This window comes from Plantactinospora sp. WMMB334, from assembly GCF_049179095.1.
Lineage (GTDB): Bacteria > Actinomycetota > Actinomycetes > Mycobacteriales > Micromonosporaceae > Plantactinospora.
Genome location: NZ_JBMHME010000002.1, coordinates 1,065,411 through 1,085,548 on the forward strand (window position 1 = coordinate 1,065,411; position 20,138 = coordinate 1,085,548).

At 72.0% G+C, this 20,138-nt stretch carries 11 protein-coding genes; 9 read left to right on the plus strand and 2 right to left on the minus strand.

The window, feature by feature from the left end:
* The first annotated feature begins 137 nt into the window (after positions 1 to 137).
* The 9 genes from ACN27G_RS04590 to ACN27G_RS04630 all read left to right on the plus strand — a co-directional run bounded on the left by ACN27G_RS04590 (position 138) and on the right by ACN27G_RS04630 (position 17,523).
* Entirely contained in the window at positions 138 to 4,070 is a 3,933-nt protein-coding gene (locus tag ACN27G_RS04590; protein WP_421491529.1) for a phage resistance protein, read from the plus strand.
* Complete coding sequence (gene pglZ / locus ACN27G_RS04595) at positions 4,067 to 7,120, plus strand: BREX-2 system phosphatase PglZ (RefSeq protein WP_421491530.1); 3,054 nt, start codon at positions 4,067 to 4,069, stop codon at positions 7,118 to 7,120. Before ACN27G_RS04590 ends, pglZ begins: the two co-directional genes overlap by 4 nt.
* Positions 7,117 to 8,472 carry a BREX system ATP-binding protein BrxD gene (gene brxD / locus ACN27G_RS04600; RefSeq protein WP_421491531.1) on the plus strand — a complete coding sequence of 452 codons (1,356 nt, stop codon included), beginning with the start codon at positions 7,117 to 7,119 and terminating at the stop codon, positions 8,470 to 8,472. Before pglZ ends, brxD begins: the two co-directional genes overlap by 4 nt.
* 11 nt (positions 8,473 to 8,483) lie before the next feature.
* Complete coding sequence (locus tag ACN27G_RS04605; protein ID WP_421491532.1) at positions 8,484 to 10,616, plus strand: DEAD/DEAH box helicase; 2,133 nt, start codon at positions 8,484 to 8,486, stop codon at positions 10,614 to 10,616.
* 102 nt (positions 10,617 to 10,718) lie between these two features.
* Positions 10,719 to 11,723: a tRNA pseudouridine(55) synthase TruB gene (gene truB / locus ACN27G_RS04610; RefSeq protein ID WP_421491533.1), complete on the plus strand. Its 1,005-nt coding sequence runs from the start codon at positions 10,719 to 10,721 to the stop codon at positions 11,721 to 11,723.
* 126 nt (positions 11,724 to 11,849) lie between these two features.
* Complete coding sequence (locus tag ACN27G_RS04615) at positions 11,850 to 12,794, plus strand: bifunctional riboflavin kinase/FAD synthetase (RefSeq protein WP_421491534.1); 945 nt, start codon at positions 11,850 to 11,852, stop codon at positions 12,792 to 12,794.
* A gap of 173 nt (positions 12,795 to 12,967) precedes the next feature.
* Positions 12,968 to 13,237: a 30S ribosomal protein S15 gene (rpsO, locus tag ACN27G_RS04620; RefSeq protein WP_421491535.1), complete on the plus strand. Its 270-nt coding sequence runs from the start codon at positions 12,968 to 12,970 to the stop codon at positions 13,235 to 13,237.
* A gap of 332 nt (positions 13,238 to 13,569) precedes the next feature.
* Positions 13,570 to 15,975 carry a polyribonucleotide nucleotidyltransferase gene (locus ACN27G_RS04625; protein WP_421491536.1) on the plus strand — a complete coding sequence of 802 codons (2,406 nt, stop codon included), beginning with the start codon at positions 13,570 to 13,572 and terminating at the stop codon, positions 15,973 to 15,975.
* A gap of 198 nt (positions 15,976 to 16,173) precedes the next feature.
* On the plus strand, positions 16,174 to 17,523 hold the full coding sequence (locus ACN27G_RS04630) for a M16 family metallopeptidase (protein ID WP_421491537.1): 1,350 nt from the start codon (positions 16,174 to 16,176) through the stop codon (positions 17,521 to 17,523).
* Positions 17,524 to 17,620: 97 nt separating this feature from the next.
* On the opposite strand, the gene ACN27G_RS04635 is transcribed toward ACN27G_RS04630, so the two are convergent.
* Together ACN27G_RS04635 and ACN27G_RS04640 are read right to left on the minus strand one after the other, a co-directional pair.
* A complete protein-coding gene (locus ACN27G_RS04635; RefSeq protein WP_421491538.1) occupies positions 17,621 to 18,277 on the minus strand; it encodes a PaeR7I family type II restriction endonuclease in 657 nt (218 codons plus the stop codon).
* Positions 18,278 to 18,285: 8 nt separating this feature from the next.
* Entirely contained in the window at positions 18,286 to 19,962 is a 1,677-nt protein-coding gene (locus tag ACN27G_RS04640; RefSeq protein WP_421491539.1) for an Eco57I restriction-modification methylase domain-containing protein, read from the minus strand.
* Positions 19,963 to 20,138 lie beyond the last annotated feature (176 nt).

Sequence of the window (20,138 nt, forward strand, 5' to 3'; positions counted from 1 at the left end):
CCGTTCCGGCGTGGTGGTGCGCGGCAAGCCCGTCCTTACGCGCGTGGCGGGCGGTGGGTAGCCTGGCCGTCACGCCTCGGCGGCGTACGGTGGCGGGCGGCGGAGCGGCACGGCGGCACGGCGGTGGAGGAGAGCGGATGACCCTGCTGCGGGACCTGATCGACATCCCGACCTCGGTGGGCGAGAGCGACTTCGTGGTCAAGGCCGCCGAAGGAGCCGACCTCGACCGGTACGTCGTCACCGACCAGCTCCGGGAGAGCTTCGACCAGGCACTACGGCGGATCGGGCACGCCATCGCCACCGGCCGGTCCCAGGCGATGTTCCTGCACGGCTCGTTCGGCTCCGGGAAGTCGCACTTCATGGCGGTGCTCCGGGAGATCCTGGCGCACAACCCGCAGGCGCGAGAGATCCGCAAGCTCGCCGAGCCGGTCATCGCCGCCGATCCGTGGCTGCCCGGGAAACGGATCCTCACCCTCACCTGCCACATGCTCGACGCCGATTCGGTCGAGCAGGCGGTGCTACAGGCGTACCTGCGTCAGGTCACCGCCCTGCATCCGGAGGAGCCGGTTCCCGCCGTGCACCGCTCGGACGCGCTGCTCTCCGACGCCGACGGGATCCGGCGGCGGATGGGGGACGAGGCGTTCTTCGCCGCGCTGCGCGAGGGGCCGGTGCAGCCGGCCGGCAGCGGCGGGGCCGGCGGGGCCACCCCCGGCCTGGCCGCGCTGCGGGTCCAGCGGACCGGCTGGACCCCCGACCTGTACGCCGAGGCGGCGGCCGAGCCGCCCGGCACCGAACGCCGGGACACCCTGGTCAGCGCACTGACCGCCACCTTCTTCACCGGGGCGGTCCGCAGCGCCGAATACCTCGACCTCGACACCGGCCTCGCGGTGGTCACCCGGCACGCCGTCTCGCTCGGGTACGACGCGATCGTGCTCTTCCTCGACGAGATGATCCTCTGGCTCTCCGGCAAGATCAGCGACCACGTCTTCGTCAACACCGAGGGCGCCAAACTCAACAAGCTCGTCGAGTCGGCCGACGCCTCCCGGCCGCTGCCGCTGGTCTCCTTCGTGGCCCGGCAGCGCAACCTGGAGGAGTTCCTCGGCCCGCAGGTCGGCGGCACCGAACGGCAGGCCCTCGCCGACGTGATGCGCAGCGCCCAGGGCCGGTTCGGCGAGATCGTCCTCGCCGACACCAACCTGCCGGAGATCACCGAGGGGCGGCTGCTCAGGCCGGTCGACGACGCGGCCCGCGACACGATCGACCGGGCCTTCGCCGCCGTCCGGGGAAACCGGGCGATCTGGGATATCCTGCTGCTCGGCGCCCAGTACGGCGACGCCGGCATCGGCTCCGACGCCGCCGCGTTCCGCAAGCTCTACCCGTTCTCCCCGGCCCTGGTCGCGACCCTCGTCGCGCTCTCCCAGGCGCTGCAGCGCGAACGCACCGCCGTCCGGGTGATGACCGAACTGCTGGTGCAGCGCCGCGACACCCTGCGGGTCAACGACCTGATCGGCGTCGCCGCGCTCGTCGACCCGCTGGTGCTGCACGGCGAACTGCCGGACCGGCCCGCCCTCAAGCAGCTCTTCCAGGCGGCCCGCACGCTCTACCAGACCAAACTGCGCAAGATCCTGCTCACCCTCAACGGCATCACCGAGGAGCAGGCCGCCGGGCACACCCAGTTCCAGCTCGACGACAAGCTGATCAAGACGGTGCTGCTCGGCGCGCTGGTCCCCGAGGTGCCGGCCCTGCACAACCTCACCGCCGCCAAGCTGCACGCGCTCAACTTCGGCTCGATCACCTCGCCGATCCCCGGCTACGAGAACACCCTCGTGCTCGGCCGGCTGAAGAAGATCGCCCAGGACGCCGGGGAACTGCACCTCACCGATGACCCCGACCCGGTCGTCACCCTCAAACTGCACACCGTCGACTTCGACAAGCTGCTCGACCTGGTGCCCCACCAGGAGACCTCCACCGGCGTACGGCAACAGTTGCTCCGGGAACTCGTCACCGCCGAGATGGGGCTCGCCGGCGGCGAGGGCAGCCACGGTGAACTGCTGCAACCCCGCGAGTGGCGGGGACGCCGGCACTACGTCCAGGTCAAGTTCGGCAACGTCCGGGACCGGAACTCGATGCCGGACGCCGCGCTGGTCGCCACCGGCGAGGCGTGGCGGATCGTCGTCGACTATCCGTTCGACCCGGAGGATCGGCCCCGCAGCGACGACCGGGCCCGGGTCCAGTCCCTGCCAAGGAACCCGCGTACCGTCTTCTGGCTGCCGCGCTATCTCACCGACGACATGATGAGCCGGCTCGCCCAGCTCGCGAAGGTCAACTATCTGCTCGGGTCCGGTGGCACCGGCGACCGGATCGACAGCCTCGCCGCCGACTGGCCCAAGACCGACCGGCAGCAGGGCAAGGTCTACCTGCAGCAGCGGCAGGCCCAACTGCGCAACGGGCTGGTGGAGGCGCTCAAACAGGCGTACGGCGCCGCCGCCGTCCAGCCGGCTGAGGTGCTCCAGGACCCCGTCGGGGTGCTGCACACCCTCGCCGACGGGCTGCGCCTCGGCGACCCGCGCGGCGGCACCCTGCGCGACGCGTTCCACAACCTCACCGGCGACCTGCTCGACTGGGCGTACCCGGGCCGACCCGCCCTGCCGGTCGAGGAGCGGCCGGTCAGCCGTGCCGAACTGGACAAGGTGCTGGGCTACGCGCGGCAGGCCGCCGCCGACCCGACGCACGGCGTCGTCGTGCCCCAGGCCGACCAGCGGACGGTCCGACGGATCTGCAACAACCTGCAACTCGGCGAGCTGCTGGAACACCGGTACGTCCTCGACATGAGCACCTGCTGGTGGAGCCGGTACCTTCTCCAGGAGGCGGCCGCCCTCGACCACACCGACCGGTTCCCGGTTCGCGAGCTGCGGGCCATCGTCGCCGGGCCGGAGACGAAGCGGCGGGGCTTCGACCCCGAGCTGGAGAGTCTGATCATCGCGGTCTTCGCCCAGCAGCAGCAGCTCGGCTGGTACGACCAGTACGGCGGCAAAGTCAACGTGGACAGCGTCGCCGCGATCCGCGACGAGTACGAGCTGCGTCACCCGCCGATGCCTGACGCCGAGGCGTGGACGGCGGCGGCGAAGCGGGGCCAGGAGCTGTTCGGTGAGGTCCTGCCGGTCTTCCGCAGCCCCGCCAACCTCGGCCGGCTGGCCGGACCGATGCGCCAGGTCGCCCGGCGGTACGTCGACGTCGCGGCGCAGCTCCGCGACGAGCTGACCCGCCGGGCCGAGCTGCTCGGGCTGGACCCGGCCGCGTCGACCGGCCGGCTCGCCAGCGTCAACCGGGTCGCCCGGCTGCTGCACGCCGTCGCGAACGAGACCGACGACGTGGTGCTCGTCGAGCTGGTCGCCGGGGCGGATCTCGGGAACCTCGACGAGCTGGGCGCCAGCCAGGTCTTCAAGCAGGGACAGCCGCTTATCGACACGCTGGGGCGCACCCAGTGGCGGCTGCTGAAGGCGCTCGCCGCACGGGCCCGCACCGACGAGCCGGCCCGGCTCGCAATCGAGCGGCTGCGGCTGGCGGCCCGGCACGAACACCACGCGGCCGACCTGGTGGTCGCCCTGGAGCGGGCGACCGATGAGGCGGCGCAGCTGCTGGCCGACGTCCCGACCGTGCCGCCGCAGCCCGGTGGTTCGGGCGCAGCGGGCGGTCCCGGGACGCAGGCTGGTCCCGGGCCGCAGGGTGGTTCGGGGTCGGCCGGCGGCCCGGGTGCTGGTGTGGGATCGGCCGGTGGCGCAGGTGGCTTGGGATCGGCCGGTGGGAACGGTGCGTCGGGCGGTGCCGACCAGGTGCCGGGCCCGGCCGGGGGGACTCCCGGCGGCGGTGTGGTGCTCGTCGACCCGCGTGGTGGCGCTGCGGTGCACCCGCAGGGCGGGCCGGCGACCGGCCGGGACCTGCCCGGAACCGGGCCGACGGTCCGGCGCTACACCGTCTCCGACGAGGCGACCTGGGCCGGCACCGCCGAGGAGATCCGTGCCGAGATCGCGGCCGGCCGGCAGGTGACGGTGACGGTGGAGATCCGGTGACCACCCCACGAGCCGTCGTACGCCCGACCGCCGTACGCCGCAAGGTCGAGGCATGGCTCGCCGAGGACGACGAGAGCGTCGCGATCGCCCTGCGCGCCCGTCCCGAATGGACGGCCGACCCGGTGCTCACTGTCGCCGGCCACACGTTCCGGGTCGTCGCCTGCCCGACCCCGATCGCCGTCCGCGCCGCCCTGCGGGACCGGACCGGCGACGAACGGCTGGTGCTGCTCACCGAGCTGAACGAGCGCGAACTCGGCGACGGCCTGCTCGCCCACCTCAGCCAACACACCGTACGCACCGTCGACGCCTGGGACCTGGTCCGGCAGGCTTTCGGGGGGCAGGTCCGGCTCGATCCGGCACTCGCCGCCACCGGTCGCTGGGCCGCCGACGCTCTCGGCGACCACGCACCCACCGGCGGCTGGCCGCCACCCCCGGGAACCGTGCTCACCCGGGACTACGCCCTCCGGACGCTCGCCTCCCGGCTGCTCGGCGTCGGACCCGAGGAGCTCGACAGCGCCGGACTCCTCCAATGGAGCAGCAACGTGCCGGCCCAACGCAGCTTCGGCGAGCTGCCGGCCGACCTCGCCGACGGGATCACCGGCTTCCTCAGGGAGATCGCCGGAGCCGGTGCCGCGCCGATCCTCGCCGCGGCACGCGCCGGGCACGGGGTGGACGCGATCCCGCTCGGGCTGCTGGCGGCCGTACTCTGGCCCCGCGAAGCGGACCCGCCGCCCGCCGCCGACGGCGGACCCGGTACCGGCACCGACACCGCCACGGGCACGGGCACGCCGGGCAGCCGGCGGCGGAGCGGCGGCGTCGAGTCAGCCGAGTCGGACGTCGGCATCCTGGTTGCCCGGACCCGGCTCGAACCCCGGTTCGGCGGACTCCGGCTCACCCAGCGGCAGGCCGCCGCGTTCCGGGAGGCTGCCGAAGCGTGGCTGTACCGGGCCATCGACGCCGGAGCCGGCTCCGAGGCGCGGCGGATGGCGCAACGGGCCGAGGAGATCGCCGCCGAGATCGGCATCGAGGACCGGCTCGGCGCCTCCGACCTGCTGCCCAGCGGCTTCGCCCAGCGGATGCGGGCCTTCGCCGTCGCGATTCGGCTCGCCCTGCCGCCGGCCGGTACCCCGCTTACCGGCACCGTGCCGGCCAGCCTGGTCGTCAAGGCACAGGCCGCGTTCGCCGACGTCGAGGCACACCGGGCCGCCCGACCCGACCGGGTCGACCGGGCCCGGATGGCGGTACGGCTGCTGCGCTGGCTCGCCGCCCCGGACACCCCCGCCCCGGCGACCCTGCTCGACGCCGTACACCGGCAGGTGAGGCAGGACAGTTGGGTGGACCGGGCCCGGACGGCGGTCTTCGCCGGCGACCTCGCCCCGCCTGTCGCCGAGGCGTACCGGCTGCTCTGCCGGGCGGTCGAGACCCGACGGGTCCGGCACGACGAGCAGTTCGCCACCCTGCTGGCCCGGGAGACCGGCAGCGACAGCGAGCCGGGCGGGCTGCTCCGGGTGGAGGACCTGCTCGACCGGGTGGTGGCACCGATCCTCGACCGTGGCCGGCGGGTGCTCCTGCTCGTCCTGGACGGCATGAGCACGGCAAACGCCGCCGAGGTCGCCGAGTCGGTGCTCCGGAACCCGACCTGGGCCGAACTGACCCCCGACGGTCGGCACCGGACCGGAGTGCTCGCCGCGCTGCCGACGGTGACCGAGGTGAACCGGTGCAGCCTGTTCAGCGGCCAGATCGCCGTCGGCGGCCAGGACGCGGAACGGAAAGCCCTCCGGGCCCGCTTCCCCGGTGCGGTGCTGCTGCACAAGGCCGGGCTGCGGGCGGGCGCAGGTGCGGTGCTGGACCCCGAGGTGACCGCAGCGCTCGACGACCCGGCGGTGCCGCTGGTCGCCGCCGTGATCAACACCATCGACGACGCGCTCGACCGCAGCGACCCGGGCACCACCCCGTGGCGTACGGACACCCTCCGCCCCCTCGACGACCTGCTCGCGTCCGCCCGGGACCGGGTCGTCATCCTGGTCTCCGACCACGGGCATGTCCTCGACCGTGGACCGGAGGCGGTGGTACGCCCCGCCGAGACCGCCGACAACCGGTGGCAGCCCGGCGCGGCCACCCCCGGTGACGGTGAACTGGTCTTCGCCGGCCGTCGGGTGGCGCTGGCCGGCGGCCGGGTCGTGCTGCCCTGGCGGGAGGAGCTGCGGTACGGCCCCCGCAAGGCGGGCTACCACGGTGGCGCGTCGCCCGCCGAGGCGGTGATCCCGCTGCTGGTGTTCACCACCGCCGACGACACCGCCGTGCCCGGCTGGGCCGGTGCTCCGGTCGCCGCGCCCGACTGGTGGCGGGAACCGCTCACCGCGCCGGCCGGAGACGACGGCCAGCCGCCGCGCTCGGCGGGCGCCCCTGACGACCGACGCGCGGCCGGGGACGCGGCACGCCGGCCGGATCGCCGGCGGAGCGTGCCGGTGCCGAGCCAGGCGGAGAGCCTGTTCGAGCTGCGCCCTGCGGAGGCGGCCCCGGTGGTCGAGGACGTCCCGGTGGTCGAGGACGTCCCGGTGGTCGAGGACGTTCCGGTGGTCGAGGACGTACCGGTGGTCGGCGCGCCGCTGGTCACAGCGGTCTCCGGGCCGCCGGACCGTGCCCCAGCCCAGGCCGGCCGGTCCGCCCCACCGACGGCCGCCGGATCGTCGCATACGGGTGACGCCCGATCGGTGGTCGGCACCGCCGGGGGGCCGGTGTCCGGTCTCGCCGACCGGCTCGTCGCCAGCGAGATCTACCGGCAGCGGCGCGGCACCCGGGCACCGCTGCCGGACGAGCGGGTGGCCAGCATGCTCACCGTGCTGCTCGCCGGAGGGGGCCGGGCCAGCCTCGACACCCTCGCGGCCCGGGCCGGCATCCCCGCCCACCGCATCCACGGCAGCGTCGTGGCGCTGCGTCGGCTGCTCCAGGTCGAGGGTTATCCGGTGGTCACCATCGACCCGGACGGTGCCACCGTCAAACTCGACGTGCCGTTGATGGTCGAACAGTTCGGGCTGGCGGAGCGATGACCGCGGAGGTCTCCGCACGGCGTCGGCGGGACATCGTCGACGCGCTACGGCGCGGCGTCGTACCCAGCAACGGGCTGGACGCGCTGGCGGTCGGACTGGACCGCTTCGAATCCGCCATCGACGACGACCTCGACCGGGTTGCCGGCGGTGGCGGCGTCTTCAAGGCGATCCGGGGCGAGTACGGCGCCGGCAAGACCTTCTTCACCCGCTGGCTCGCCGAACGCGCGAAGCGCCGCGGCTTCGCCGCCGCCGAGGTGCAGATCTCCGAACTCGAGACACCGCTGCACCGGATGGAGACCGTCTACCGCCGCCTGGTCGAGCACCTGAGCACCGAACAGTTCGCGCCAAGCGCCCTCCGGCCGGTCCTCGACGGTTGGATCTTCGCCCTGGAGGAGGACGTCCTGGCCGGGGGAGCGGTCGCCGAGGACGACGCCGGCGGCCTCGACCGGGCCGTCACCGAACTGCTCGAGCGCCGGCTGGCCGAGATCTCCCGGAGCACCCCCGGCTTCGCCGCCGCGTTGCGCGGATACCGTACGGCAACCGCCGCCGGGGAACGGGAGGTCGCCGACGGGTTGGCGGCCTGGCTCGGCGGGCAACCCCACGTCGCGGCGGCGGTCCGGCGACCCGCGGGTGTCAAGGGCGAACTGGACCACTACGCGGCACTCAACTTCCTGCGCGGGCTGCTCACCGTGCTCCGGGACAGCGGCCATCCCGGCCTGCTCCTGGTGCTCGACGAGGTCGAGACCCTGCAACGGGTCCGCACCGACGTCCGGGACAAGGCGCTGAACGCGCTACGCCAACTCGTCGACGAGATCTACGCCTACCGGTTTCCCGGGCTGCTCCTGGTGATCACTGGTACCCCCGCGTTCTTCGACGGCACCCAGGGAGTGCAGCGGCTCGCCCCGCTCGCCCAGCGGCTCGCCACCGACCTCGGTCCCGACCCGCGCTGGGACAACCCCCGCGCCACCCAGCTACGGCTGCCCGGCTTCGGCATCGACGCCCTGGTCGACCTCGGCGCCCAAGTACGGGACATCTACGGTGGCTCCGCCGTGGCGTCCCGGGTGGACGACGCGTACCTCGGTGAACTGGCCAGGGCGGTCACCGGCAGTCTCGGCGGGAAGGTCGGCGTCGCGCCCCGGGTCTACTTGAAGAAGCTGGTCGCCGACGTGCTCGACCGGGTGGACCAGTTCCCGGACTGGGACCCACGGCGGCACTACGCACCGACGCTGCGCAGCGACGAACTCACCGAGGTGGAACGCAATGCGGCGGCCTCGGCCGGCCCGGCCGGTGCGGCTTCGGCCGGCCCACCCGCATCCGCCGGGTCTGCCGACGACATCGAACTTCCGATGTGAGTCGGCTCGGTATGAGCCGGGACACCGACCTCGATCCGGTGCTGGTGCACCACATCGTCAACAGCCTCGGCTGGCCGGACCTGCGGCCGTTGCAGCGCGACGCCGTACCGCCGCTGCTCGCCGGCGAAGACGCCATCCTGCTCGCCCCGACCGCTGGCGGCAAGACCGAGGCGGCGGTATTTCCGTTGCTGTCCCGGATGACCGCCGGACAGTGGACCGGCACCTCGGCCCTCTATCTCTGCCCACTCAAGGCACTGCTCAACAACCTGCTACCCCGACTGGAGCGGTACGCCGGCTGGCTCGGGCGCCGGGCCGCGGTCTGGCACGGCGACGTGACCGCGAGCCGCCGTCGAGCGGTGCTCTGGGAGCGCCCGGACATCCTGCTCAGCACCCCCGAGTCCCTGGAGTCGATGCTGGTCAGCGTCAACGTCGACCACCGGCTCTTCTTCGCCGGCCTACGGGCTGTGGTGGTGGACGAGGCGCACGCCTTCGCCGGCGACGACCGGGGCTGGCACCTGCTCGCCGTACTGGAACGGCTCACCCACCTGGCCGGCCGTCCGCTGCAACGGGTCGGGCTCTCCGCCACGGTGGGGAACCCGGACCAGCTACTGGCCTGGCTCCAGGGCTCCGGCGCCGGCAACCGGCCGGGGCGGGTCGTCGCACCGGAACCGCCGCCGCGACCAGCGGTTTCCGGAGCGATGCTGCCGGAGCCGCCACCGGGTGACATCGAACTGGATCACGTCGGCTCGCTCGACAACGCCGCAACCGTGATCGCCGCGTTGCACGCGGGGGAGAAGCGCCTGGTGTTCTGCGAGTCGAGGCAGACCGTGGAGGAGCTGGGCCAGCTGCTGCGGGCGAGGGGACTGACCACCTTCCTCTCCCACGCCTCCCTCTCCGCTGACGAGCGGCGCAGGTCGGAGCAGGCCTTCGCCGAGGCCCGGGACTGCGTGATCGTCTCCACCAGCACCCTGGAACTCGGCATCGACGTCGGCGACCTCGACCGGGTCATCCAGATCGACGCCCCGACGACCGTGGCGTCGTTCCTGCAACGGCTCGGCCGGACCGGCCGGCGTGCCGGCAGCAGCCGGAACTGTCTCCTGCTCTGCCGCGACGGTGCGGCCCTGACCCAGGCGGCGGCGTTGTTGCTGCTCTGGGGACGTGGCTGGGTGGAACCGGTCACCCCACCGCCCGAACCCCGGCACATCGTCGCGCAGCAGATCCTGGCGCTGTGCCTGCAGGAAGGTCAGGTCGGCGACCAGATCTGGTCCCGGTGGTGGAACGGGCTCGACCCGTACGGCGCCGGAGCCGCGCCCATCCTGCGACACCTGCTGGATCGGGGCTACCTGGAAAGCGATGACGGGCTGCTGTACGTGGGCCCGACCGCCGAGCGGGAGTTCGGGCGTCGCAACTTCATGGCGATGACCGCCGTCTTCACCGGCCCTCCGGAGTTCACCGTGCTCACCGGAGTGCACGAGGTGGGCCGGATCGACCCCAGCCTGCTGACCGACGACGTACCCGGAGAACGCCGTCTGCTGCTGGCCGGCCGGAGCTGGCGGGTGACGTACGTCGACTGGCGCCGACGTCGTTGCTTCGTCGAACCGGCGGACGGCGGCGGACGGGCCCGCTGGCTCAGCGGCGGGTTGCGCGGCCTCGGGTTCGAGCTGGCCTGGGCGATGCGAGAGGTGCTGCTCGGCGCCGACCCGCCGGTGCGACTCACCCGGCGAGCGGTGGAGCGGCTCGCGCGGCAGCGGGAACGAGGGCTGGACCAGGTGCACCGTGCCGGCACCGTCATCCGCCGCCGCAACAACGGCGACCTGCACTGGTGGACGTGGGCGGGATACCGGGCCAACGCCACCCTGGTCGCCACTCTGGCCGAGGTGGTCGACCCGATCCAGCGTTTCGACGACCAGGCGATCCGGCTGCGCGAGAACCTCACCCCGGCGGACTGGCGGTCGTCGACCGCTGACGCGGCGGAGCGGCTGTGCCTACCGGGGGTGGACGAGAAGGCGCTGGTCGGTCTGAAGTTCAGCACGGCGCTGCCCCGGCGACTGGCGGAAGCCACACTTGCCGCCCGGACGGCCGACCTCACCGGTGCCGCTGCCGTGCTACGACAGCCGGTGATCTTCATGTCCGCAGATGGGTGAGGGCTTCCGAGACCGGGGCGTCCGTGTCGGCGTGACCCACGCAGGCCGCAGCGGCGTGGGCGACGCGGCCGGCGGTGGCGGGATCTGGCAGGCTGGTTGCCTGTGAATGGTCCCGCAGCCGCCGACGGTCTGATCGTGGTCGACAAGCCCGGCGGCATGACGTCGCACGACGTGGTGGCCCGGATCCGCAGGCTGGCCCGGACCCGCCGGGTCGGGCACGGCGGGACGCTGGATCCGATGGCCACCGGCGTGCTGGTGATCGGGGTCGGCCGGGCGACCCGGCTGCTGACGTACGTGATCGGCGCCGGCAAGAGCTACACCGCGACGATCCGGCTCGGCCAGTCGACGGTGACCGACGACGCGGAGGGCGAGGTGGTCACCACCAGCCCGACCGGCGACGTCTCCGATGAGGCCATCCACGCCGGGCTCGCGGCACTGACCGGAGAGATCGACCAGGTGCCGAGCGCGGTCAGCGCGATCAAGATCGACGGACAGCGGGCCTACAAGCGGGTACGCGACGGCGAGGCGGTCGCCCTCGCCGCGCGCCGGGTCACCGTCTCCCGCCTGGACCCGCTGGCCGTTCGCCGGCTCGACATCCCGCCGGACCCGGGCGGGTCGGCAGGTCCGGGCGGGTCGGCAGACCCGGGTGAGCTGGCAGGCCCCGGTGGGCCGGTGGCCCCGGCCGGAACCGGCGAGGGCGGGCTGGCGGTGGTGGACGTGGACGTCGCGGTGGACTGCTCGTCCGGCACGTACATCCGGGCGCTGGCCCGGGATCTCGGCGCGGCGCTCGGGGTCGGCGGGCACCTGACGGCGCTGCGGCGTACCGCCGTGGGCGGGTTCACCCTCGCGGAGGCGGTGACCCTGCCGGAACTGGAGGAACGTGCCCCGTGGGTGGTCGACCTGACCGTCGACGCGGCGGCCCGGCGGTTCTTTCCGGAGCGTGGGGCGTCGGCGGACGAGGTGACGGTGCTCTCGCACGGCGGTCCGCTCGACCCCGCCGGCATCGCCGGGCCGTACGCGGTCGTCGACTCCACGGGGAAGGTGATCGCTATCGTCAGCGAGCGGGACGGCCGGGCCCGGGCGGAGATCGTGCTCGCCCCGGCCTGAGCTGTCACCGCTCGCCCGGAGCGAGCCGGTACCGCGGGGACGGGTAGCGCGGGCCACCGGCGGGGACCGGTGTCGCGGGCCACCGGCGGGAGTTGTCAGGAACAGGAGAGGGAACAGGGATCAGGGATGCAGCGGTGGCGGGGGTACCACGGAGCGCCGGTCGGCTGGGGTCGGTCGGTGGTCACCATCGGGGTCTTCGACGGGATACACCGGGGGCACCAGGCGATCATCGGGCACGCGGTGAAGCGCGCCCGGGACATGGGCGTGCAGTCGGTGGTGGTCACCTTCGACCCGCATCCGGCCGAGGTGGTCCGGGCCGGCTCGCATCCGGCGGTGCTGACCGAACAGGCCCGCAAGGCGGAGCTGATCGAGGCACTCGGGGTGGACGTGCTCTGCGTGGTGCCGTTCACCCCCGACTTCTCCCGGCTCCCGCCGGAGGCGTTCGTGCACGACGTACTTGTCGAGCAGTTGCACGCGGCGCTGGTGGTGGTGGGGGAGAACTTCCGGTTCGGACACCGGGCCGCGGGTGACGTGGCGCTGCTGGAGCGGCTCGGCCGCACCTTCGGCTTCGGGGTCGAGGGTGCCCCGCTGATCGCCGACGACGGCACCGTCTACTCGTCCACCTACATCCGGGCCTGCGTCGCCGCCGGGGACGTGACCGCCGCGGCGGCGGCGCTCGGCCGGCCGCACCGGCTGGAGGGTGTGGTGGTCCGGGGCGACCAGCGCGGCCGGGAGATAGGCTTCCCGACCGCCAATCTCCTCTGCCACCGCTACGCGGCGGTGCCGGCGGACGGCATCTACGCGGCCTGGTTGATCCGCCGGGGCGGCCGGGCGGGACAGGGCGCCGAGCGGCTCCCCGCCGCGGTGTCGATAGGAACAAACCCGACATTCTCTGGACGGGAGCGGCGGATCGAGGCGTACGTGCTGGACTTTTCCGGCGATCTTTACGGCGAGCGGCTCGCCCTCGACTTCGTCTCCTACCTGCGGGAGATGCGCAGCTACGACGCGGTCGAGCCGCTGGTGGCACAGATCGACGCCGATGTGGCGCAGACCCGGGAGGCGCTGGGTTGACCGGTCCGGGCGGCCCTGAACTCGGACGAACCCCGCCAGGCTGGTAACCTGGAGGGAACGTCGGGGTTACCGGCGTGGCCTCGCGTGCCTGCACGACGCCGCGGGTGCGAGGTCGTCCCGGCCGGTCCACCGGCCGGCCGCGGGCGGACACGACAATCCAGGAACAGGGAGAGATGGCGCTCGACCAGGAAACCAAGGCCAAGATCCGCCAGGAGTACGCGACCGTCGAGGGTGACACCGGGTCGCCCGAGGTGCAGGTGGCGGTCCTGACCAAGCGGATCGCCGACCTCACCGAGCACCTCAAGGTGCACAAGCACGACCACCACAGCCGCCGTGGTCTGCTGCTGCTGGTGGGTCGCCGCCGGCGGCTGCTCAACTACATGCAGAAGAAGGACATCAACCGCTACCGGTCGCTCATCGAGCGGCTCGGCCTGCGGCGGTGATCTGAGGCGGGGGAGCGGTCGCCCGGGACTGGTCCCGTGCGGCGCGGTCGCCGACGGCGTTCCTGCGCCGCCACGGCACCGACGGGCAGCCGCTCCACCCGCTTCCACCGCCCACCCAACCAGGGGCCAGCGCGACCACCCGACAGCGGAGCCGGTCGACGCACCGGTCCTCGGTAGTGGCCCCCGGGCCGGCAGGTCATCCGCCGCCCCGGGCGCTTCGATCGAAGACCGGTTGTCCGAGCAGCTTCTCTGGCCACGGTCTCGCTCCGGTGCAGGACCACCGGCGCGGAGGGCAGTCGCGGGCCCCCCGATCGAAGGAGTGCTTCCGCACCATGACCGAAACATCCAACCCGAACAGCACCAACCCCAGTGGCGCCGGCACGCTCGGCACCCAGCACCGCACCGCCGTGATCGACAACGGGTCCTTCGGCACCCGGGAGATCACCTTCTCCACCGGCCGGCTCGCCCGGCAGGCCGCCGGCTCCGTCCTCGCCCAGCTCGGCGAGACCGTGGTCCTCTCCGCGACCACTGCGGGCAGGCAGCCGAAGGAGCAGTTCGACTTCTTCCCGCTCACCGTCGACGTCGAGGAGCGGATGTACGCGGCGGGCCGGATCCCCGGCTCGTTCTTCCGCCGCGAGGGCCGGCCCAGCGAGGACGCCATCCTCACCTGCCGGCTGATCGACCGGCCGCTGCGCCCGTCGTTCGTCAAGGGACTCCGCAACGAGGTCCAGGTCGTCGAGACCGTGCTGGCGCTCGACCCGCAGCACCCGTACGACGTCGTGGCGATCAACGCCGCGTCGCTCTCCACCAAGCTCTCCGGCCTGCCGTTCTCCGGCCCGATCGGGGCCACCCGGATGGCGCACGTGGACGGGCAGTGGGTCGCCTTCCCGACGCACGAGGAGCTTGCCCGGGCCACCTTCGACATGGTGGTCGCCGGCCGGGTCCTGCCCGACGGCGACGTCGCGATCATGATGGTCGAGGCGGAGGCCACCGAGCACACCGTGGCGCTGGTCGCCGGCGGTGCCCCGGCACCGACCGAGGAGGTCGTGGCGGGTGGCCTGGAGGCCGCCAAGCCGGCCATCCGGGAGCTGTGCCGGGCGCAGGGCGAGCTGGCCGAGGTCGCGGCCAAGCCGGTCGCCGAGTTCCCGGTCTTCCTCGACTACGCCGACGACGTCTACGACGCGGTCTCCGGGGTGGCGCGCGGCGAGGTCGCCGAGGCGCTCAAGATCGCAAGCAAGGCGGAGCGCGAGGAGGCCCTGGACCGTATCAAGGAGCGGGTCGTCGAGCAGCTCGCCCCGAGCTACGAGGGCCGGGAGAAGGAGCTCGGCGCGGCGTTCCGCTCGCTGAACAAGTCCGAGGTGCGGGCCCGGGTGCTCCGCGAGCAGGTCCGGATGGACGGCCGTGGGCCGCGGGACATCCGGCCGCTGACCGCCGAGATCGCGGTGCTGCCCCGGGTGCACGGCTCGGCGCTCTTCGAGCGCGGCGAGACCCAGATCCTCGGCGTCACCACGCTGAACATGCTCCGGATGGAGCAGGCGCTGGACACCCTCTCCCCGGAGAAGACCAAGCGCTACATGCACAACTACAACTTCCCGCCGTACTCGACGGGTGAGACCGGCCGGGTCGGTGCGCCGAAGCGGCGCGAGATCGGGCACGGGGCACTGGCCGAGCGGGCGCTGATCCCGGTGCTGCCCAGCCGCGAGGAGTTCCCGTACGCGATCCGCCAGGTCTCCGAGGCGCTCGGTTCGAACGGCTCCACCTCGATGGGCTCGGTCTGCGCCTCCAGCATGGCGCTGTTCAGCGCCGGTGTGCCGCTGAAGGCCCCGGTGGCCGGCATCGCGATGGGTCTGATCTCCGACGAGGTCGACGGCAAGACGCAGTACGTCACGCTCACCGACATCCTCGGCGCCGAGGACGCCTTCGGCGACATGGACTTCAAGGTCGCCGGCACCAGGGAGTTCGTCACCGCGCTCCAGCTCGACACCAAGCTCGACGGGATCCCGTCGGACGTGCTGGCGTCGGCGCTGCAGCAGGCGAACGAGGCCCGGCAGATCATCCTCGGGGTGATGCAGGACGCGATCGAGGCCCCGGCCCGGATGTCGGACTACGCGCCCCGGGTCACCACGGTGAAGATCCCGGTCGACAAGATCGGCATGGTGATCGGGCCGAAGGGCCAGACCATCAACGCCATCCAGGACGAGACCGGCGCCGAGATCTCGATCGAGGACGACGGCACGATCTACGTCGGCGCGACCAACGGCCCCTCGGCCGAGGCGGCGGTCGAGCGGATCAACGCGATCGCGAACCCGACCCTGCCGAAGGTCGGCGACAAGTTCCTCGGCACCGTGGTGAAGACCGCCGCGTTCGGGGCGTTCATCTCGCTGCTGCCCGGCCGGGACGGCCTGCTGCACATCTCCAAGGTCGGGGACGGCAAGCGGGTCGAGCGGGTCGAGGACTTCCTCAACGTCGGCGACAAGATCGAGGTGCAGATCGCCGACATCGACGCCCGCGGCAAGATCTACCTGGACAAGGTGCGGCCCGAGGGCGAGGAGGCGCCGGCCGAGGCGGCCGGCGGCGAGCGTCCGGCCGGCCGGGACCGGGGTGACCGCGGCCCGCGCGATCGCAGTGACCGGGACCGGGGCGACCGTGGCCCGAGCCGGGGCGACCGCGAGGGTGGCGAGGGTGGCGAGGGCGGCGGTGGCGGCGAGCCGCGCCGCCGGCGCAACCGGCACAGCTGATCGAGGCGCGCCGCGCCGACCCGGACCGCACGGGACTCGTGCGTACGGGTCGGCGCGGCGCCTGCCGTCGCACCGTCCCGGGGTGGCATCCGCCGCCCCACGGTCCACGGTCCCGGGTGGCGTCCGTCACCCCACCGCCGTCGAGTGAGGAGCCGGAGTCCCTTGAGTCGGGCGAGACGAGCATCGGGTTCTGGTGCCGTGCACGGGGTTGCCGGCCGGGCGGCCCGGGCGGTGACCCAGGTGGTGGAGAGCGATCCGCTCGGCGGCACCGTGCGGCGCACGGTCCTCCCCAGCGGCCTGCGGGTGCTCACCGAGGCGATCCCGACGATGCGGAGCGTGTCGTTCGGCATCTGGGTGGCGGTCGGCTCGCGGGACGAGACCGGGACCCAGGCCGGTGTCTCGCACTTCCTCGAGCACCTGCTCTTCAAGGGGACCCGCAAGCGCAGCGCACTGGACATCTCGGCCGCGATCGAGGCGGTGGGCGGCGAGACGAACGCCTTCACCACCAAGGAATACACCTGCTACTACGCGCGGGTGCTCGACCAGGACCTGCCGCTGGCCATCGACGTGATGTGCGACCTCGTCGCCGACTCGGTGCTGGCCGCGGCCGACGTCGAGACCGAGCGCGGGGTGATCCTCGAAGAGATCGCCATGCACGACGACGAACCCGGGGACGAGGTGCACGACCTGCTGGCCCGGGCGGTCTACGGTGACCATCCGCTGGGCCGGCTGATCTCCGGCACCGAGGAGACCGTCTCCCCGATGTCCCGCCGGCAGATCCAGAGCTTCTACCGGCGCCGCTACGCCGCGCCGTCGATCGTGGTCGCCGCCGCCGGCAACCTCGAGCACGGCGAGGTGGTCAAGCTGGTCCGGCAGGCGCTGCGGGACACGTCGCTGGAGGGGGAGCCGGCGGCGCCGGCGCCGCTGCGTCCAGCCGATTCCCGGGTACGCACCGTCCGGCCCCGCAGCCTCGTCGAGCAGAAGGAGACCGAGCAGGCGCACGTCGTACTCGGCTGTCCCGGCATCGGCCGGCTCGACGAGCGGCGGTTCGCCCTCGGCGTACTCAACAACGTGCTGGGCGGCGGGATGTCGAGCCGGCTCTTCCAGGAGATTCGCGAGCGGCGGGGCCTGGCCTACTCGGTCTACTCCTACTCCAGCCAGTACGCCGACACCGGCCTCTTCGCCGTCTACGCCGGCTGCGCACCGGGGAAGGTCGAGGAGGTGCTGGAGCTGATCCGCGCCGAGCTGGCCGAGGTCGCCGCGCACGGCATCACCGACGCCGAGCTGGCCCGCGGCAAGGGGATGGCGAAGGGGTCGTACGTGCTCAACCTGGAGGACACCGGGTCCCGGATGAGCCGGCTGGCAAAGGGTGAGCTCCTCTTCGGCGACCTGCTCCCGGTCGACGAGCTGCTGGTCCGGGTCGACGCGGTCGGCCCGGACGAGGTGAACGCGCTCGCGGCCGACCTGCTGGCCCGGCCGATGTCGCTGGCCGTGGTCGGCCCCTTCGGCGACAGCGACTTCTCCGTCGCACCGGACCTGCTCGGCTAGGAGTCGTCAGATCGGAAGGCTGGCATCGTTGTCAGGTAGACCCAGCTCCTTGAGATAGCTGAGCCGGGCGTTGACCGCCGCGCAGAAGTGTCGCCAATCAAGTGCCTCCACCGGTTCGGTGGGCGTGGGAGTCGTCTGCCGACGAGGTTATGTAGCACACGGCGTCGTAGATCCGCTCGTCCAGCAAGCGCTGGCAGAACAGGGAAAACCGTTCCTGATACGATCTTCCTGTCCAGATCGGATCGACCGGGAACGCGCCCCGAGCCGTCCTGACCGGGTCGCGCGAACCGGGTGCGTCCTCCATCACGAAGAAATACCCCAGCCAGGGCTTTTCACCGGGGAAGAGTTCGGCCAGTGCCGCTCGCCTCAGGTCCAGTGCACTGCCAAGTGCCTCCTCCACCCGGTTGTTGTAATTGTTTCCGAAGGAGGGGTCGCCGAGCGCCTTGAGTTCGAAGGCTGCGATGAGTGTGTTTCTGTGGGCGACCACGAGGTCCCATTGTTTCTGCGGTCTGTAGTAGCCCGGAAGCTCGAGTCGCTGATTCGGCGTTACGCGAATGTCGTAGGGTGGGTAGCCGGCTTCGAGGAAGAATTTCGCGATCAGTGCTGCGATCTCTTGGAAGTGCTTCCCGCCGCGGACCGATCCTGCCGTTCCCGCTCCCACCTTGTCCTTGATCCGGGAAAGTTCGCTCTGCGACCGCTTCGCTCCCCAGTATGCGGCAACAGCGTCCTCGAAGTCCTGGCGCGTGACCGGCACTGGTCCTCCTAGTCGGGCAGTTCGGAGAGCCCGTACGCACGCAGCGTTGCCTGGGTCGCGGTCGCGACGTCACGCCGGTCGAAGGCATCGGCCAGTACTGCGCGGTCGTCGCTGGCTATGTCGGACGGGCTCGGAACGCGGATCCTGCGGAGGTACTGAGCCTGGAAGCGGAGGGTACCGCCCCGCATCCTGACCGCGTACGCCTCCACGAAGGCCTGGGCGACTCTGGAGAGCAGGATGCCGCCGAGAACACGCAGGTCCCAGTCGTCAGAGACGATGTAGTAGAGGTTGTGGTGTGGGTACAGACCCGTCGAGTCCAGGACCGGATGGATGGTTTGCTTCATGTCCGGGAAGAGGAGCTTGGGTCGTCCGCACAACCGGTGGTCGACCTTGTCAATTGTCTTGTACCAACGTTCTGGCTGCCTTGTCGCGATGTAGCGCCGCCGCAGGACCTCCTGATGGCGTCGCAGGTACGCGGCCAGTCGCGGATGGTCCGCAAGATCGACCAAATCGCCGTCAGGACTCCAGGGATTGACCAGGTAGCTGCCACCCCAGGTCATTTTTCCGCTGGCCGTGTCGCGCACCATGGCCAGTGGCAGGAGGCGGTCCTGTTCGACCGTCTCCGGGTCGTTCGTGACAAAGATTCGGTCGGCCCCGGTGGCGACCCCGATTCCGACCCGGGTACGCGTCGCCGGGTCCTCCAACGGTCGTAGGCGGCCTTCCAGGTCGTTCAGAACCGCGAGGCGGGCTGGTGAGGCCGTCGGCCACGAGTCGCCGCCGGCGTGCCAGTGGGTGAGACGGCTCGCTCGGTACACAGAGGTCTCGACGGTCGTCGTGTCGGAGTCCGCGACCCACGCCCGAAACTCTTCGGCCTGCCGCTCGCCGAAGCCGCGACCGGTGTCGCCGACGACTGCCGCGCGCTGAGCCGAGTTGCTGATAACGGTGATCGCAGGGTACGCGGAAACCTGCCCGTGAAAGGCGTCCACGTCATGCATACGGAGGACGAGGTCCATGCTGTAGTGGCGCGCCACGAGTTGCCGGAGCAACTTGCCGTACTGGTTGTGCATCCAGCGATCTGCGCAGATGAAACCGAGCTTTCCACCACGCCTCAACGCGCGAAGTGCGACTTCGTAGAATCCGACGTAGATATCGGCCCGGCCGGTCATCGTGTGACAGGATGATCGATAAGCGGCCATCCGGCTGTCCGGGACATCTTCGATCCGGAGGTAAGGCGGGTTGCCGACCACGAAATCCGCAGCCCGTTCGAGGTGCGGTCGCAGGAGATAGTCGCCCACCGCGAGCCACGAATCAACGACTGCTTCGACGCCGGCCGCGTCCCATCCTTCTTCGAGTAGCCGGTTGGTGACCAGGACCCGGCTGGCGTGGATGTTCTTCTCGCGCAGATCGAAAGCCCGGATCGCCTGCGCCGCGTCGGCGAGTGGACGCCCGTGGGTACGGCACGAGGCGCTCAGTCGGGCCACGATCGGACCCAGGAACGCACCCGCACCGCACGCCGGTTCGACGATCACCAGACTCGCGAGGTCGCGTTCCGGGGTGTAGCCGACCAGGTCGAGGATTGTTTCGACGACCCACTGGCGGGTGAAGACCTCGCCGTGCCAGGCCGTGTCGCAGGGGGGTGTGAGCGACGGCGAAGGGTCAAGATCGAAGAGAGCGGGCGTCGTCACGCGCCGACTCTACAGTCTCCACCTCGAGTGGCCGCCGACTCGAGCGGCGTTGTCCAGCATCGAGTCATCGAGTTGTCACCCGAACTACGGGTGCCGGCCAAAGGTCGAAACGCCTCGTGGCATGGCCTGGGTCGCCACGATTCACCCATCGGACTGGGATAGGTTGTGCCGCGTGA

Excerpts from the sequence above, each read along its gene's own strand:
- ACN27G_RS04590 (WP_421491529.1), top strand. The coding sequence starts at position 138 with ATGACCCTGCTGCGGGACCTGATCGACATCCCGACCTCGGTGGGCGAG.
- brxD (WP_421491531.1), top strand. The coding sequence starts at position 7,117 with ATGACCGCGGAGGTCTCCGCACGGCGTCGGCGGGACATCGTCGACGCG.
- ACN27G_RS04605 (WP_421491532.1), top strand. The coding sequence starts at position 8,484 with ATGAGCCGGGACACCGACCTCGATCCGGTGCTGGTGCACCACATCGTC.
- ACN27G_RS04615 (WP_421491534.1), top strand. The coding sequence starts at position 11,850 with ATGCAGCGGTGGCGGGGGTACCACGGAGCGCCGGTCGGCTGGGGTCGG.
- rpsO (WP_421491535.1), top strand. The coding sequence starts at position 12,968 with ATGGCGCTCGACCAGGAAACCAAGGCCAAGATCCGCCAGGAGTACGCG.
- ACN27G_RS04625 (WP_421491536.1), top strand. The coding sequence starts at position 13,570 with ATGACCGAAACATCCAACCCGAACAGCACCAACCCCAGTGGCGCCGGC.